This is a genomic window from Microbacterium sp. AC215, from assembly GCF_979258645.1.
In genome coordinates this window covers 2,544,640-2,561,066 of the sequence record NZ_OZ409869.1, presented here as the reverse complement: position 1 = coordinate 2,561,066, position 16,427 = coordinate 2,544,640, and the positions used below count along the sequence as shown (strand labels likewise).

General features: G+C 69.5%; 14 protein-coding genes. 6 read left to right on the top strand and 8 right to left on the bottom strand.

Going from position 1 to position 16,427, the window contains the following annotated elements; translation table 11 throughout:
* The first annotated feature begins 44 nt into the window (after positions 1-44).
* Positions 45-962, top strand: a complete 918-nt coding sequence (locus tag ACZZZF_RS12500) for a helix-turn-helix transcriptional regulator (RefSeq protein ID WP_463498583.1) — start codon at positions 45-47, stop codon at positions 960-962.
* Between the two features lie 36 nt (positions 963-998).
* On the opposite strand, the gene ACZZZF_RS12495 is transcribed toward ACZZZF_RS12500, so the two are convergent.
* Positions 999-2,201, bottom strand: coding sequence for an MFS transporter (locus ACZZZF_RS12495; protein WP_463498580.1), 1,203 nt, complete (start codon positions 2,199-2,201; stop codon positions 999-1,001).
* A 257-nt stretch (positions 2,202-2,458) separates the two neighbouring features.
* Between ACZZZF_RS12495 and ACZZZF_RS12490 the strand changes: the two genes are divergently transcribed.
* Positions 2,459-3,349 carry a serine protein kinase RIO gene (locus ACZZZF_RS12490; RefSeq protein WP_363522496.1) on the top strand — a complete coding sequence of 297 codons (891 nt, stop codon included), beginning with the start codon at positions 2,459-2,461 and terminating at the stop codon, positions 3,347-3,349.
* A 7-nt stretch (positions 3,350-3,356) separates the two neighbouring features.
* On the opposite strand, the gene speB is transcribed toward ACZZZF_RS12490, so the two are convergent.
* From speB to ACZZZF_RS12470, 4 genes are read right to left on the bottom strand one after another with little or no spacing between them, the layout of a single operon-like run.
* Positions 3,357-4,307, bottom strand: a complete 951-nt coding sequence (gene speB, locus ACZZZF_RS12485) for an agmatinase (RefSeq protein ID WP_463498576.1) — start codon at positions 4,305-4,307, stop codon at positions 3,357-3,359.
* A gap of 2 nt (positions 4,308-4,309) precedes the next feature.
* Complete coding sequence (locus ACZZZF_RS12480) at positions 4,310-5,914, bottom strand: thiamine pyrophosphate-binding protein (protein WP_463498575.1); 1,605 nt, start codon at positions 5,912-5,914, stop codon at positions 4,310-4,312.
* Between the two features lie 14 nt (positions 5,915-5,928).
* Positions 5,929-7,617 (bottom strand): amidohydrolase, encoded by a 1,689-nt coding sequence (locus ACZZZF_RS12475; protein ID WP_463498574.1) that lies wholly within the window; start codon positions 7,615-7,617, stop codon positions 5,929-5,931.
* The gene (locus ACZZZF_RS12470; RefSeq protein ID WP_463498573.1) at positions 7,614-8,936 is read right to left on the bottom strand and encodes an MFS transporter; all 1,323 of its coding nucleotides are present in this window, start codon (positions 8,934-8,936) and stop codon (positions 7,614-7,616) included. Before ACZZZF_RS12470 ends, ACZZZF_RS12475 begins: the two co-directional genes overlap by 4 nt.
* A gap of 222 nt (positions 8,937-9,158) precedes the next feature.
* Here ACZZZF_RS12470 and ACZZZF_RS12465 point away from each other — a divergent pair, with 222 nt between their 5' ends.
* The 3 genes from ACZZZF_RS12465 (at position 9,159) to ACZZZF_RS12455 (ending at position 12,520) form a co-directional block, all read left to right on the top strand.
* Positions 9,159-10,064, top strand: a complete 906-nt coding sequence (locus ACZZZF_RS12465; RefSeq protein WP_463498571.1) for an Lrp/AsnC family transcriptional regulator — start codon at positions 9,159-9,161, stop codon at positions 10,062-10,064.
* 76 nt (positions 10,065-10,140) lie between these two features.
* Entirely contained in the window at positions 10,141-11,553 is a 1,413-nt protein-coding gene (locus ACZZZF_RS12460; protein ID WP_187249269.1) for an MFS transporter, read from the top strand.
* A 46-nt stretch (positions 11,554-11,599) separates the two neighbouring features.
* Complete coding sequence (locus tag ACZZZF_RS12455; RefSeq protein ID WP_463498569.1) at positions 11,600-12,520, top strand: cation diffusion facilitator family transporter; 921 nt, start codon at positions 11,600-11,602, stop codon at positions 12,518-12,520.
* Positions 12,521-12,544: 24 nt separating this feature from the next.
* Here the strand turns inward: ACZZZF_RS12455 and ACZZZF_RS12450 are convergent, their stop codons facing one another.
* Both ACZZZF_RS12450 and ACZZZF_RS12445 read right to left on the bottom strand, forming a co-directional pair.
* Complete coding sequence (locus ACZZZF_RS12450; RefSeq protein WP_463498567.1) at positions 12,545-14,023, bottom strand: HNH endonuclease signature motif containing protein; 1,479 nt, start codon at positions 14,021-14,023, stop codon at positions 12,545-12,547.
* Positions 14,024-14,174: 151 nt separating this feature from the next.
* Complete coding sequence (locus ACZZZF_RS12445) at positions 14,175-14,735, bottom strand: MarR family winged helix-turn-helix transcriptional regulator (RefSeq protein ID WP_072592060.1); 561 nt, start codon at positions 14,733-14,735, stop codon at positions 14,175-14,177.
* 400 nt (positions 14,736-15,135) lie between these two features.
* Here ACZZZF_RS12445 and ACZZZF_RS12440 point away from each other — a divergent pair, with 400 nt between their 5' ends.
* Positions 15,136-15,822, top strand: a complete 687-nt coding sequence (locus ACZZZF_RS12440; protein WP_463499943.1) for a twin-arginine translocation signal domain-containing protein — start codon at positions 15,136-15,138, stop codon at positions 15,820-15,822.
* On the opposite strand, the gene ACZZZF_RS12435 is transcribed toward ACZZZF_RS12440, so the two are convergent.
* Positions 15,819-16,403: a TetR/AcrR family transcriptional regulator gene (locus tag ACZZZF_RS12435; RefSeq protein WP_295101196.1), complete on the bottom strand. Its 585-nt coding sequence runs from the start codon at positions 16,401-16,403 to the stop codon at positions 15,819-15,821. The genes ACZZZF_RS12440 and ACZZZF_RS12435 overlap by 4 nt on opposite strands.
* Positions 16,404-16,427: the final 24 nt, after the last annotated feature.

Genomic DNA, 16,427 nt, shown 5'->3' with positions numbered 1-16,427 from the left:
AGCGTATCCGGAATAGCTATGAACGCCCGGGCGTTGCCGAAGGCATGGTGACCGTCGACTCCGCAGCCCTCGGGCAGGTGCTCGACGCCGTCGACCTCCGCGTCGGTGTCGCCCGTCGCGTCGCACTCGCCACCGGCGGCATCCTGCCGATCGCCTCGGGTGCCGCCACCCTCGTGTACATCGCATCGGGTTCGGTGCACGGGCACCCCCCGCTGACCACCGGATGCCGCCTCGACGTCGACGACGCGGCCCAGCTCGTCGCGGTGGACGATCGCCCGCTGAGCGCGAACCTGGTCGCCGGAGACGCGTTCCTGACGCTCGGCCGCGCCGCGATCGCCCTCGAAGCCGACGGGACGGCCGACCTGGTGGTCGTCGACCTGGAGTTCTCGGACAGCGCCTCGATGATCGCCGCGCTTCTTCCCGATCCGATCACCGTCATGTCGTTCGCCGCGCTCGAGCCGGCGGCGGCCGCGCTCGCCGGCAGCATGGGCCCCTCCGACCCCGCCACCTGCCCCTCGCGTCAGGGCGATCCCGTGATCTGCCGGATGATGGCGCAGACCGTTCTGCTCTCGGTCATCCGCGCCTGGGCGGCGAACGGCTGCGCACCCGCCGGCTGGCCCTCGGTGTCGAACGACCCCTTCCTCGATCGGGTCGTCGAGGCGATCCACGAGCAGCCCGGACGCGACTGGACGGTCGAGCGCCTCGCGAACGTCGGCGCGATGTCTCGGTCGGTGTTCGCCGAGCGGTTCCGCAGCGCGATCGGACGCTCACCCGTCGACTACGTCACCGAGGTGCGCGTCGACGCGGCGAAGCGGATGCTGAGCGAGGGCCGCGCGATCAGCGAGATCTCGCGCGAGTTGGGCTACGCCTCGGATGAGGGTTTCAGCCGTGCGTTCCGCCGCCGCACGGGGATGACGCCCTCCGCCTGGCGGGCATCGCAGCTCACCGCCGTTCCGGCCTGAGCCCGGCGACCGCCCTGCCGGGCACGGCGAGACGGCTCAGAGCCGCGCCGCCGCGGTGCTCATCCGGTTCGACGCACCGAACAGCACGGCACCGAGCAGCAGAGCCGCCGCGCCCACGACGTAGACGACCTCGACGCTCAGCGTGTCGACGAGCAGGCCGCCGACACCGGCGGCGATCGTGATGGCCCCCTGGAACCCGACGACCACGAGGCTGCCCCCGGCCTCGAGGCGATCGGGGGTGCGGTGGCCGACCCAGGTGTTGATCACGAGCAGCCAGGAGGAGAAGAAGAAGCCCCAGACGAGCACGACGATCGCGATGCCGAGGACCGATCCCGACAGGAAGATCATCGACAGCACCGAGGCCGCGATCACGAGCGGCGCGAAGACGGCGAAGAAGGCGAACGTGCGGTCGATGAAGAACCCGAGACCGAGGTTGCCGGCGAGACCGCCGACGCCGAAGAGCGCGAGCAGCAGGATGATCGTCGAGCCGTCGACCTCGGGAATGCGCTCGAGAGCCAGTCGCACGTACGTGTAGGCGAGGAAGTGCCCGAGCACCACGAGCACGTGTCCGACCATGCCGAGTGCGATGCCGGGGCGGCGAACCGTGTCGACCAGGAGTCGGATGCTGGACGCCTGCTCAGCCGGCACCGAGGGCAGCACGAATCTCAGCGCGACGGCCAGCAGCACCATGAGCACACCGGCGATCGCGAACACCGTCTGCCAGTCGACGATCTCGCTGAGCATCACGCCCAGCGGCACTCCGGCGACGGTCGCGAGCGAGACGCCCGCGGACGTGAACATGACCCCCCTGCCGAGGTGCTCGGGTCCGGCGAGGCGCACGGCGACCGTGATCGACATCGCCCAGAACGCGCTGATCGCGGCCCCGAGCAGGAATCGGGCGAGGAGGACGATGATCAGGTTGGGCGCGATGGCGACGATGAGGTTCGACACCGCTGCGGCGAGCGCCATCCAGACGAGCAGCGATCGACGGTCGAGGCGAGGGAAGATGAGTCCCACCGTCGGTGCGACGATCAGGCCGACGAGAGCGGTGACCGTGACGGTCTGTCCCGCCTGACCGGGGGTCACGCCGAGCGCATCGGCCATCTCGGTGAGCACGCCGTTCGGCAGGAACTCCGCCGTGACGAGCAGGAAGCCCATCAGCATGAGCACGATGAGCCCGCCGTAGCGGATGCTCTCGGTGCGGGCGGTCGTCACGGGCACGGGCGCGGTCGTCGTCATGGCTCCACACTCGCAGCGCTGCGGCCCCTCCGCCCGACGCGGCGTCCACGGCATCCGACCATTCGTCCGGATCGGGTCTGGACACCGGTCGGCTCCGCACCCTAGGCTCGACGACGCACCGGGGTTCTCCCGGAAGGCCGGAGCGAGAGGAGTGGATGACATGACCACCGTCTCTGTCGTGCCCTTCGCCGACATCCTTCCTCTCGAGGCCTCCCGCTCCTGATCCGCGCGTGGCCTCCCTCTTCAGGAGCCACACCGTGTCTGATCTGTTCGCTTCTTCCGAAGCATCCTCTTCCCGTCTCTCCGGTGCGTCGACCTTCGACGCCTCCCCCTTCGAATCGGTCCCGACGTTCGCCGATGTCGAGCCCGGCGACGGCCAGCGCTGGACCACCTGGCCGGCGATCACCCCCTCTGAGCGCGGGCCGCTGCCGTGGCCGGCCTGGGTGGTGACGAGCGCCGGCGCGCTCGACACCGAACTCGGCATCCTGAAGACCGGCAAGGAGGCCGACGTGTTCCTGCTCGAACGGGCGGTGCCGGATGACCCCGCCCAGCGCACATTGCTCGCCGCCAAGCGCTACCGCGACACCGATCACAGCAGCTTCCACCGCTCGGGCGTCTACACCGAGGGCCGCAGCACCAGGAACACCCGCGACACCAGGGCGCTCGCGAAGAAGAGCGATCACGGCCGGGCGGTCGCCGCCCTGCAGTGGTCGTTCGCGGAGTTCGATGCGCTGTGCCGCATGTGGGAGCTCGGCGCGCCGGTCCCCTACCCCGTGCAGGTCAACGGCACCGAGCTGCTGATGGAGTTCATCGGCGACGCGAGCGGGGTCGCGGCACCCCGCCTGGCGGCGGTGCGCAGCGACCGGGGCGAGCTGGCCGGTCTGTACGACCAGATCGTCGACCTGATGCGGATCTTCGCTGCGGCGGGCTTCGCCCACGGCGACCTCTCGGCGTACAACCTGCTCGTGCACGACGGCCGGGTGCGGGTGATCGACCTGCCGCAGATCGTGGACATCATCGCGAACCCGCGAGGCCTGGATCTCCTGCACCGCGACTGCGTCAACATCTGCGACTGGTTCACCCGCCGCCGTGTCGAACGCGACCCCGAAGAGCTGTTCGCCGAGCTGCTCGCCGCGTCCTACGCGTGAAGGTCGGTCAGCTGCGACCGATGCGCGCAGCCAGCAGCGAGACGAGCTCGTAGACGACGTGGCTCGCCGCGATGCCGGTGATCTGAGCGTGGTCGTAAGCGGGCGACACCTCGACGACGTCGGCGCCCACGATGTCCCTGTCGCCGAGCGCCCGGAGGATCCGCAGCAGCTCGCGGCTCGTGAGCCCACCGGCCTCGGGCGTTCCGGTGCCGGGTGCGTGCGCGGGGTCGAGCACGTCGATGTCGATCGAGACGTAGAGCGGGGCGTCTCCGATGCGCTGCAGGATGCGCTGGATGGCGGCCTCGACGCCGTGCTCCTCGATGTACTCGCTCGACACGATCGAGAAGCCGAGGCGTTGGTCGTCTTCGAGGTCCTTCTTCGAGTACAGGGGCCCTCGGGTGCCGACATGGCAGCTCGCGGTCAGGTCGATGAGCCCCTCTTCGCTCGCCCGGCGGAACGGGGTGCCGTGGGTGATCGGTGCGCCGAAGTAGGTGTCCCAGGTGTCGAGGTGCGCGTCGAAGTGCAGAACCGCGACCGGGCCGTGCTTCGCGGCGACGGCCCGCAGCAGCGGCAGGGCCACCGTGTGATCGCCGCCGATCGTGACGATGCGCTGCACCTGCTCGCCCAGCGCGAGGGCTGCGCGTTCCACCTCGGTCACCGCCTCCGTCAGGTCGAACGGGTTGACGGGGATGTCGCCGGCATCCACCACCTGCGCGATCGCGAACGGCGACACGTCCTGGGCGGGGTTGTAGGGGCGCAGCAGTCGAGACGACTCGCGCACGTGCGAGGGTCCGAAGCGCGTGCCCGGCCGGTAGCTCACCCCGGAGTCGAAGGGGATGCCGACGACGGCGATGTCGGCGCGCGGCACGTCCTCGATCCGCGGCAGCCGGGCGAAGGTCGCGATCCCCGAGTAGCGGGGATTCTGGGAGGCGTCGATGGGGCCCACGTTCTCGGTCATGGTCAGTCCTGTCTCTGCATGGTGATGTGCACGAGCTGCACGCCGCCGGCCGCGACGGCCTCGCGGATGCTCGGTGCGATGTCGTCGGGAGTGGCGGCTCGTCGCCCGGTGGCGCCGAACGCGGTCGCCAGGGCGGCCCAGTCTGGCTGCACGAGGTCGACGCCGACGGGGATCATGCCGCGGTCGATCTCGTTCTGACGGATCTCGGCGTAGCCGCCGTTGTCGACGCAGACGACGGTGATGTCGAGGCGCTGCTCGACCGCGGTCACGAGCTCGTTGACGCAGAACATCAGTGCGCCGTCTCCGATCACCGTGACCACCGGATGCTCGGTCTGCGCCACCCTGGCGCCGATGGCGGCGGGAAGGCCGTATCCGAGCGTCGCGTAGGTCGGCGTGTAGAGCAGCGAGTGCGGCTGCGCCGACCGCAGCACGCTGCCGAGAGCGAGGTAGACGATCTGCGAGGAGTCTCCGGCGACGATCGCGCCGTCGGGCAGAGCGTCGACGATGATCTCGGCGAGCGCCACGGCGTCGGGCGCCGCCGCGCGCATCTCTGCGTCGATCGCCGCCCGCGCGTCGGTCAGGTCACGCGGTGCGCGGTGCGAATCCGGAAGCAGGGCGAGCAGCTCTGCGACCGCGGCCGCCGAGTCGCCCAGGATGCCGACGGTCGCGACCAGGTTCTTGTCGAGCTGCGGCGGCGAGATGTCGATGCGCACGACGGCGCCGCGCGCCTCCAGTCCGGGAGCCCACAGCTCGGCATCGCCGAGCTTCGAGCCGATCACGAGCACCACGTCAGCATCCTCCGCGACCGCGCGGGCGGCTGCGAGACGCAGGTTCGAGCCCAGAGAGAGCGGATGCCGCTCGTCGACGACACCCTTGCCGTTGAGCGTCGTGAGCACCGGGGCTCCGAGTCGTTCGGCGAGGGCCGTGACATCGGGGGCCGCATCGACCGAGCCGCCTCCGGCGACGATCACCGGACGCCGCGCACCGGTCAGCAGACGGGCGGCCTCGGCGAGTGCCTCCGGATCGCCCGTCGCCCGCTGCGGCAGCGCCCCGGGGCGGCGCGCCTCGGCGGGGACGCCGGCGGGGGCCTCGAGCACGTCGAGGGGGATCTCGATGTGCACCGGGCGGGGGCGACCGGTGCGGAACAGCGTGAAGGCGTCGTGCACGGCCTCGACCGCCTCGGCCGCGCTCGTCACCCGGCGTGACCATTCGGCGATCGCTCCGACCATCGCAGTGGCGTCCTTCGTCTCGTGCAGCGTGCCCACGTCGGCGAACTCCGCGCCGAGCGGCACTCCCGGAGACAGCACGATCATCGGCCGGGATTCGCAGAACGCCGTGCCGATCGCACTCATCGCGTTCTGCAGTCCGGGACCGGAGGTCGTGATGACGACGCCGGGCAGGCCGGTCTGCTGCGCCCAGCCGTCAGCGCCGTAGCCGGAGCCCTGCTCGTGGCGATTCGTCACCGCACGGATGCCGAGTTCGGCGAGTGGACGGTACAGCTCGAGGTTGTGCGTGCCGGGGATGCCGAACACGGCGTCGACCCCGTAGCCGCGGATGGTCTCGAGCACCGCGCGGCCCGCGGTGTCGCCATAGCGGTCATCGGTCATGGTCGCATCCTCGCTCATGCGTCGGCCATCACCGCGGCGGCCACGTGGCGACGCGTGCCGTCGACCCAGGTCTCGCGCACGGTGATCGAGGAGATCTCGTCGGCGTCGACCGCGAGCGGATCGTCGGACAGCACGACGAAGTCGGCGTACTTGCCGACTTCGAGCGAGCCGAGGTCGTCTTCACGGCCGATCGACACCGCGCCCTCGATCGTGTGGGCGCGCAGCGCCGACAGGGCCGAGACACGCAGGTCGTCCGGTCCCAGCGTGTGGCCGCGGCGGGTGACGCGGGTGACCGCCGTCTGGATGGCCTCGAGCGGGATGGGCTCCGCCACCGGAGCATCCGAGGAGATCGTGAAGGGCACTCCCGCACGCTCGAACTCGCCGAGCGGGTTGAAGCGCTCCCCCGGAGTGCCGATGGCCTCTTCGACCCCCTCGCCCCAGTTGAAGTAGTGCTGGGTCTGGTTGACGGGGCGGATGCCGGAGGCGGCCATGCGGTCGATCTGCTCGGGCGTCGGCAGACCGCAGTGCTCGATGCGGTGCCGGGCGTCGGCGTCGGGGCGCTCGGCGAGAGCCGCCTCGATCGCCGACACGACCATCTCGATCGCGGTCGGCGACTGCGCGTGGGTCGCGGTCTGCAGCCCGGCCGCGTGCGCTCGACTGATCAGCGCGGTGTATTCGGCGGGCTCGTGATAGAGCTGGCCGGTGCGACACGGGTCGCCCACATAGCCGTCCGGGAAGTACGCCGTCCAGCCGCCCAGCGTCCCGTCGGCGTAGAGCTTGATGCCCGCGAAGCTCAGATGGGCGTTGCCGAACTGGCCGACCAGCCCCATCTCGAGCGCCTCGTCGAGCAGGTGCGACAGCAGATACATCGAGACCCGCAGCTCGAGACGGCCGGCCTCGGCGAGGCGCAGGTACATGTCGAACTCGCGACGGGTCACCTGGCAGTCGCCGATCGAGGTGACGCCGCCGGCGAGGAACCGCTGCGTCGCGGCATCCAGCTGTCGCAGGTGCTCCTCCGGTTCGTCGGCGAGGTGGAAATTCGGTCCGTGGTGGCCGATCTTCACCCCGTGCACGCCGGTGAGGATGTTGCACGCGGCGTCGGAGAGCTCGCCGGTCAGCTCGCCGTCCGCATCGCGGAAGAACTCGCCGCCGTCGGGATCGGGGGTGTCGCGGTCGACCCCGTTCGTCGCGAGCGTGAACGAATTGACCACGCCGCCGTGACCGGAGGCATTCATCAGGTAGACCTCACGGTCGTCTGCGACCTCGTCGAGCTCGAAGCGGGTGGGATGCCGCTTCTCGGCGAGGTTGCGCTGCTCATAGCCGTAACCGCGCACCGGGCGCCCGACGGGGGCGTCGACCGCAGCGGCCTGCAGCAGCGCCACGATCTCGGGGATGCTGCCGGCCCTCTCGGGTCCGCAGTCGACCCAGGTCATCAGCTGCCCGTACATCAGGAGATGGGCGTGCGCGTCGACGAAGCCGGGCACGACGACCGCGTCGCCGAGGTCGACGAGCTCGGGCACGAGGCCCGTGCGATCGGCCGTCGCCCGGCATTCGGCCTGCGTGCCGATCGCGAGGACACGACCGCGGTCGGTCAGCATCGCCGTCGCGGTGGTCGTGTCGGCATCCATCGTGTGGATCGCCCGGGCCGAGATCAGCTGCGGCGTCGTCTGAGCGGAGCGGTCGAAGGGGGTGAGCTTTCTCATGGCAGCCTGTTCGCGGTCGTGTCGGTGCGGGCGGTGAACGATGCCGTGACCGGCGCCTCGTCGGAGTGCTGGGGGGCGAGGCGGGTGCAGATGCCCGCGATCACCGCCATGCCGATGAACATCGCGATGACCGACCAGATGCTGCCGGTCCAGGCGATGAGCTGCGTTGCGAACCACGGCGAGAATCCGGCCCACAGCGCCGCTCCGACGCCGTACGAGAGGGCGATCGACGTGTAGCGCGACTGAGGGCGGAACATCTGCGCGAGCAGCGCCGCGATGGGGGCGTACGTCGCGCTCATCGCGATGCGCACGAGCGAGGCGAACAGGAAGATGAGCGGCTCGACACGTCCGGGCATGAGCAGCAGGAACGGCACGAAGGTGAGGACCGAGCCGATCAGGCCGATGTACATGACGTTCTTGCGACCCCACTTGTCACCGAGCCACGCGACCGGAAGGGTCACGACGAACTCGACGAAGGATGCCAGGGTCATCGCGTCGAGGATCACCTGCTCGCTGATCGAGATCGGCTCGCCCGTGGCGTACGCGGTGGCGAACGTCGTGGCCAGGTAGTAGCCGCCGGTCGAGATCGGCAGGATGCCGATGCCGAGCAGGATCGGGCGCCAGTTGGTGCGCAGGGCGAAGGCGAGCGGCATGGACTGCTTGCGCCCCTCGACCTTGTTCTCGAAGACCGGGGTCTCCTCGACGCGGTAGCGCACCCAGAATCCGACTCCGACGAGGACGATCGAGAGCAGGAACGGGATTCGCCAGCCGCCGTTCATGATGAAGTCATCGCTGACGCGCGACATGATCGCGAAGATGCCCGAGGCGAGCAGCGCGCCGGCCGGGTTGCCGAGCTGCGTGAAGCCGCCGTAGAAGGTCTTGGACTTCTCGGGGGCGTGCTCGACGCTCATCAGCACCGCACCGCCCCATTCGCCGCCGACCGCGAGCCCCTGGATCGCGCGGAGCAGGATCAGGAGGATCGGCGCGAGGATGCCGATGTTCTCGTAGGTCGGAAGGCAGCCGACCAGCACGGTGGCCGCCCCCATGAGCAGCAGGGTGATGACGAGCGATGTGCGGCGGCCGAGCTTGTCGCCGATGTGGCCGAAGATGATGCCGCCGAGAGGGCGGACGAGGAACGCGACGGCGAATGTGGCGAAGGCCGCGGCGGTCTCGGCGAGCCGGTCGCCGCTGGGGAAGAACAGCGGACCGAAGACGAGGGCTGCGGCGGTCGCGTAGACGTAGAAGTCGTACCACTCGATGGTGGTGCCGACGAAGGCGGCGAAGCCTGCGCGTCGCGCCTTGCTGTGGGTGGAGGTCATGTGTGGCCCGCTCCTTTGCGGAAGATGTCGGATAGCGAAGGATGCTACGGACGTGCAGACCCGAGGACAAGGTCAGAACTCCAGCGTGACAGACGATTCACTGGAGTTGTGTGCGCTACTGGATACACCATCGCACTACACGCGGCATCACAGCACCTCTACACTGAACTTACGCACCCGCGCATGCGCGTTCCCGGGAATCTGACGAATGTGGGCTGAACCATGGATTTCGACGCCGAACTGATCCGCGCTCTGCAGGAGGACGGCCGCGCCAGCATCCGCTCGCTGTCGCTGCGTCTCGGGCAGTCGAGGGCTTCGGTCGCAGCCAGGCTGCGAGCGATGCTCGACGATCGCACGGTGCGCGTGGTCGCAGCGGTCGACCCCGTCTTCCTCGGTCAGCACGTGCTCGCGCACGTGTCGATCCGCACCGACGGCGCCGTTGAGATCGTCGCGGAGCACCTGCGCGACATGAGCGAGACGGTGCTGGTGTCGGCGGTCGGCGGCGCGCACGACCTCGTGACCGAGGTGCGCCTGGGGACCATGGCCGAGCTGCACGACCTGCTCGCGCAGATCCGCGCGATCGACGGCGTGCTCGACATCAACACGATCATCTACTCGACCGTGGTCAAGGGCTTCTTCGTCTCGGAGTATCACGGAGATGTGACCCCCGATGCGGTGGACGAGGAGCTGATCGAGCACCTGCAGTCCGACGGCCGCTTGAGCTTCCGCGCGCTCGGCGAGGCGGTGCGCCTGTCTCCGTCAGCCGTCGCGACGAGGGTGCAGCGCCTGATCGACGGGGGCGTGATCAAGATCAGCGCGGTCGAGGCGAGAGGTCTCGCCCACCGGCAGCTGTCGATGGGCGTCGGGCTGAACCTCAACCACGACGACGAGGCGGTCATCGAGGAGCTGCGCACCGGACGAGGGATCGACTTCGCCGCGCGAACGCTCGGGCGCTTCGACGCCGTGGCGACACTGGTCGAGCCGTCGGCCGGGGCGCTGTACGCGAGCCTCGAGCGGCTGCGCTCGCTCGCCGGAGTCACCCGCATCGAGTCGTGGCTGCACCTCGCCGTGCTGAAGGAGGACTACGCCCGCACCCTGCGCGAGCCGATGGTCAGTGCGCGGCGCTGACCGCGACCGGCGCGCCTCGCACCGGCACCCGGCGCGCCGTCACCGTCCGTTCACCCCGCGCCGCCAGACTTCGAGCATGAGCGAATCCCCGCAGAGCGGCGCGGTGCCCGAGCCCGCTGCGACGGCCAACAGCGGCGCGGTCGGCGTGATCGGCCTCGACCTGCGCGGCGAGACACCGGCCCCGAAGAAGCAGGTCTACTCGTGGGCGCTGTGGGATTGGGCGACGCAGCCTTTCAACACCGTCATCCTGACCTTCATCTTCACGGCCCTGTACCTCACGACCGAGGCTTTCCTGCCGGCGTCGATCGCGGGCCTCGACGCCAAGGATCCGATCCGCGAAGCCGCTGAGGCCGATCTCGCCTCGGGGCTCGGCCTCGGGTCGACGATCGCCGGCATCGCGATCCTCCTGATCGCACCGGTGCTCGGTCAGCGAGCGGATGCCGCGGGGCGCCAGAAGCTCTGGCTCGGGATCGGCACCGGCGCGCTCGTCGCCTGCATGTTCGGCCTCTGGTTCGTCGAACCGACGCCCGCGCTGTTCTGGCTGGGCGTCGCATTGATATCGGCCGGCTCTGTGTTCGGCGAGATCGCTGCCGTGAACTCGAACGCGATGCTCGTCGGCATCGCGAACCCCAAGACCGTGGGCCGCATCTCGGGGCTCGGATGGGGGTTCGGCTACATCGGCGGGATAATCGCTCTCGTCCTGGTCGTCATCTTCTACATGCTCGACTGGTTCGGCCTGCCGGAGGACGGGGGGCTGCCCTTCCGCATCATCGCCGTCGGCTGCGCGATCTGGGCGATCGTCTTCTCGATCCCGATCTTCCTCAACGTGCCGGAGCCGTCGCTCGGGCGCCCCGAGCGCAAGGTCGGCTTCTTCGCCTCCTACGGACTTCTCGTGAAGGACGTCGTCGGCCTCTACCGCAACCCCGAGACCCGTCAGACGTTCTGGTTCCTGCTGTCGAGCGCGGTGTTCCGCGACGGACTCGGCGGCGTCTTCGCCTTCGGGGCCGTCATCGCCAGCCAGGTGTTCGACTTCGCCTTCCTCGATCTCGTGATCTTCGGCATCGCCGCGAACCTCATCGCGGGTGTCTCGACGATCATCGCCGGCCGCTACGACGACCGCTTCGGACCGAAGCGCATCATCCTCATCTCGCTCGCCTCGATGGTGATCGCGGGGCTCGCCGTCTTCTTCCTCGTGGATGCGGGCACGGTCGTGTTCTGGATCGGCGGCCTGCTGCTCTGCGCATTCGTCGGTCCCGCGCAGGCGGCATCCCGGTCGTTCCTCGCCCGCATCACCCCGGCCGGGCGCGAGGGCGAGATCTTCGGCCTCTACGCCACGACCGGGCGGGCGGCGAGCTGGATGGCATCCGGTGCGTGGACGCTGCTGATCGTGCTCTCGGGGTCGACGTCGTACGGCATCCTGGGCATCGTGCTGGTGCTGATCGCCGGGTTCCTCCTGCTGCTGCCGGTGAAGGCGACACAGCGGGCCTGATCGTGATGGCCCGCGGACGTCGTAGCCCCGGGAGTAGCCTGACCGCGTGACGGTCATCATCGCTTTCCTCGCCAACATCCTCGTCGCGATCGCCAAGACGGTCGCGGCCGTGATCACCTCTTCCGCGTCGATGGTCGCCGAAGCCGCGCACTCGTGGGCGGATGCCGGCAACGAGGTCTTCCTCCTGATCGCCGACCGCCGTGGTGCGCGGGCGAAGGATGCCCGGCATCCGCTGGGCTACGGGCGCGCGGCGTTCGTCTGGTCGTTGATCGCGGCGTTCGGCATCTTCACCGCCGGCTCGATCGTGTCGATCATGCATGGTGTCCAAGAGCTGTCCGAGACCGGCCCGGTCGAGAGCCCGACCGTCGCGTACACCGTGCTCGGCATCGCATTCGTGCTCGAGGGCGCGTCGTTCACGCAGGCGATGGTGAAGTCTCGACGGTTGGCACGCGAGCGCGGATCGTCGACGTGGGACTACGTGCTCGACACCAGCGACACGACGCTGCGGGCGGTGTTCTTCGAGGACCTGGCGGCTCTGATCGGCCTCGTGATCGCGGCCGGCGCGATCGCGATGCACCAGGTCACCGGCGTCGCCGCATGGGATGCGATCGGGTCGATCCTCGTCGGCATCCTGCTGGGCGTCGTGGCGGTCATCCTCATCGGGCGCAACATCGCGTTTCTGGTGGGCTCCAACGCGTCGCCCGCGCTGCATGATCGAGTCGGGCGGGCGCTGCTCTCGTCTCCGCAGATCCAGCGGCTCACGTATCTGCACATCGAGTACGTGGGCCCGAACCGCCTGTTCATCGTCGCCGAGGTCGACCTGACCGGTGACGCGCGCGAGCACGATGTGGCTCGAAGCCTGCGCGCGATCGAGCGGCAGATCGAGGCGCACGACGTCGTCGAGACGGTGGTGCTGTCGCTGTCGGTCGACGACGAGGAGTCCCTCGAGTTCGGGGCAGCTGTCTGAGTTCATCCGGCACACGTGAAGAGTTCATCCGGCACGCGCGAAGACGGGCGGCCGCCGCGTTCTGCCCTGCGCCGAGGCGCTGAGTCTTGGGGTGCGCCATTGCTGTGCGGGGTCCCACCACCTCGGCCCTCGCACCTGCGGAATGCCGTCATTCATCCGGATCTCCCACCCGGACGTTCCCAGACTCCGGTGGTGCCACCAGCACAACGGCACCCCGTTGTCGGTATGCGTCGGCCCGCCCCTGGCGTGTTCGGTGACGTGATGGATCTCGCACCATGATGCCGGGACATGGCACCCGGGGATGAGGCATTCTCTGTCGCGGGCGATGATCGCGCGACGTTGATGCACGGTGAACACCCGATCGGTCGTCGTGATCCCGATGATCCGACCCTCGTCGAGGAGAACTCGCTGGATGGTGCCGGAGCATCCGACGTGGGAGGCGACACTCAGAGGCAGTTGCCCCCACGCACCGCTGACGCTCGCACGCCCGGTGCCGTTCACGAGGTCGTTCGCATCCACCGTCACGACCAGCACCGGCGCGGCGCCTCCGAGTGCGGGCATATCTCGATGACGGGCGGCGATCGCCAATGCCGCGGCGAGAGCATCATGACGCTTCTGCGCCGGCGTGCGGTCATCGATGACGGCACGCGGATCGGAGTTGTACGGATCCTCGTCGCCGTCTGCCGCATCGCCGGATTCCGCGTCACCGCGATCGGCCGCGGGCGTGAACGCGACGCCGGGCATCGGCGGCCCGTCCCCCTTGGGGTTGTTCAGCGCATCGAGGATCAGCTCCAACTGCGCGGCGACCTCGGGCGTCAGGTATCCCTTGATCGACCGCAGCCCGTCTCGCACCCGCCCGAGGGTTATCCCCCGACGCCGGGCAGGCTCATCACCCGGCCCGTCTCCATCAGGGTCGAGCAGCGCGACCAGCGTCTCAGCAAGCAGCTTCAGCTCATCGAGTGTGGGCGCCGGGCCACGGACCTCCCCGTCGGGGCCCGCCTCGGCGTCAGGTCTGATGCCGCGAGCCGCGCGAGCGAGACACGTGTCGGCGTCGAGCCGATCAGCGGCACCGATGCGATGCGACACCTTCTCGATCGGCTCTGTCGCGGCGAGCATCCCCGCGACTCCGATCACCCCATCGAGCAGCGCCTCCCGCAGCGCCGGCCAGCGAGCAGGCAGCCGATCGCCGGACACCAGATTCACGTCCCGGCGGACCAGAGCGACCACCTTGCCGACGCGCGTCGCCTCTCGCACGTCTGTCAGCAGGGTGCGCTGCAGCAGTTCGTTCTGAGTGCGGCACCCCGTGGCATGCGGGAAGTCCACCGCATCCCCTGCGGCGATCGTCTCGACCACCACGGCTTCGACCCGCCGGAACGCCGCGCTCGCAGCCTGCAGCACCTCGACCCGTTCTGCATCCGTAAGCCCCGCGAGCGCGTCGTCGGACAGCACCTGATCGAGGTCGGAGACGACCTGATCGAGAAGGGCACGAGTGCGGGATGACATGACTCCATCACACACGGGGCCACCGACATTCGAGCCCTGAAGTCAGCCTCTTTTCGGCCAGGTCAGAAGCATATTCCGGAACACTGGACATGCATTCCGGAACACCGGCGAGCGCCTACCCACACCGACCGCCAGTACCGCCACACGCCAGTCAGTTCTCCCAGTTGTCGGCGAGCTTGTTCAGCAGCGTCGCGAGCTGATCGCGCTCCTCATCCGTGAATGCGGCGAGCGCCTTGCCGAGCGCCTCCCGCCGCTCGCCGCGCATGCCCCGAGCGACCTTGCGCCCTTCGTCCGTCAACGCGATGCGCGTGCGCCGCGCGTCGTCGGGGTCGGCCTCGCGGCGCACGAAACCGTGAGCGACCCCCTGTTGCACGAGCCGCGAGGCCCGGGGCTGATCGACTCCGATCGCCGCGCCGAGATCACTGACGCTGAGAGGAGCGGATGCCGCGGCGAGCGCCTCGAGCATCCGCATCCGCGCCGGGCCGCCGAAGCGTCCGGACGGGTCGTTCGCCCACGGTGGCATGCCGGGGTGCACAGGGTGCCCGCGTCCGTGACTCCCCTGCTCGAAGTGGTCAGGGTGGGGTCCGCCGTGCCAGCCGTGCGGCCCGCCCATCCCTCGCGATCCGCGACCACGGTCGCCGGGGCGCCTTCCGCGAAGGCGCGACAGGGCGCGGGCGATGGCCTCGGCGGGGTCGTTCTCTGCGGCGCTCACAAATTGATTTTACATGCGACTTGACATGGATCTGCACTACATGTCATACTACATATACATGCATAGTGACAAGCACATGCTCCATGACATCTAAGGACTCCACCCATGAACACCTCTGACACTCAGAACACAGACAGCACCTCCCGCCCCTTCGGCTATTGGCTGAAGGCCGTCGACCGCCTGATGGCGGCCGAGTTCGACTCCGCTTTCGACGGCGAGCATGCAAGCCGCCGCGACTGGCGGATGCTGAACATCATCGACGGCACCGCGCCGGCCCGCCGCCCCCTCAACGCACACAAGCTGCACAGCCTGGTCGAGCGCGGCTGGGTCGTCGCCGACACCGACAGCAACCGCGGCTGGACGCTCACCGACGACGGCCGCGCGGCGAAAGACCGCCTCAGTGCCGTCGTCGACGGCATCCGCGCCAAGGTCACCGACGCGGTCGGACCCGAAGACCTCGAGACCACACTGGCCACGCTCGAGCAGATCGCTCGCGCGTTCGGCTGGGACGAGCAGACGCCGCTTCCTCGTGGACGCGGCCGTCGCCGCGGCTTCGGCCGCCACGGTTTCGGACCCGGATTCGCCCCGGGGCGCGGTTTCGGCCGCCACCACCGACACCCGTTCGGACGCGATCACGGTGTCGCACCCGACTTCGCGTCCGAGCACGAGCACGACCACGAATCGGATGCCGAGTTCCGCCGCCGCGGGTGCGGTCACCGCGGACACCCGGGCCACGACCGCTTCGCGGACGCACGCCGCTCACACCACGGCCACCACGGCCACCCGCGTGACATCGCGGAAGACCGCGACCACCGCCATGGTGGTCACGGTCACGGTGGGTTCGGAGACGTGCGCCACGGCGAGCACCGCGTCGCCCGCGCGGCGCAGCACGCCTACGAGCGCGGCTTCGACGCCGGCTTCTCCCGCGGCCGCGACGCCTGAGGCGTCACACCCGCATCCGCTGCACCCAGAACGCCCCGTTCGCTTCGGCGCACGGGGCGTTCCCGCGCGTCGGAACCGCACCCCGAGGCAGCTCACGCCAGGAGAACAGCGCCGACCCCGTCGCGAGCTGCGGAGAGGCGCCTAGCGCAGAGCGGGCAGAACGACCTCGTCGACGAGCTGCACCACCGCATCCGATTCGAGTGCGCGCCGCCGCAGGCTGACGCTGCCGAACGCCGCCGTCGGCACGAGGCCGGCGATGAGCGCGACCGGAGCGTCCGCACGCACCTCGCCCCGCTCGATCCATCGCTCGATCACTGCCGTGAGCGCCGCGACGGGCGGTCCGCCGACCACTCGATAGGCGATGTCGCGCAGCTCGTCGTCGCGTCCGATCTCGCTCAGGATGCTGGCGAGCACGCCGGCCGTGCGGTCATCCGCCCTCGCGAAGTGCATCGCCGCAGCGAGGAGATCCTCGCGGAGGGTGCCCGTGTCCGGCACCTCGGCAGCGACCTGCAGCGCACCGACCGCTGCCACGACGAGCTCGGCCTTCGTCTCCCATCGGCGGTAGATCGCGGAACGCCCGCAGCGGGCGCGCTCTGCCACGGCGCCGATCGTCGTGCCGGCGTAGCCGCTCTCGATCAGCAGATCCTGCACCGCCTCGAGAATCGACGCCTCCACGCCGGGGTCACGAGGACGCCCCGCCGGTCTGGTCATCGCATCTGCGCTCATCGGACCCATTGTACATTCCGGTAT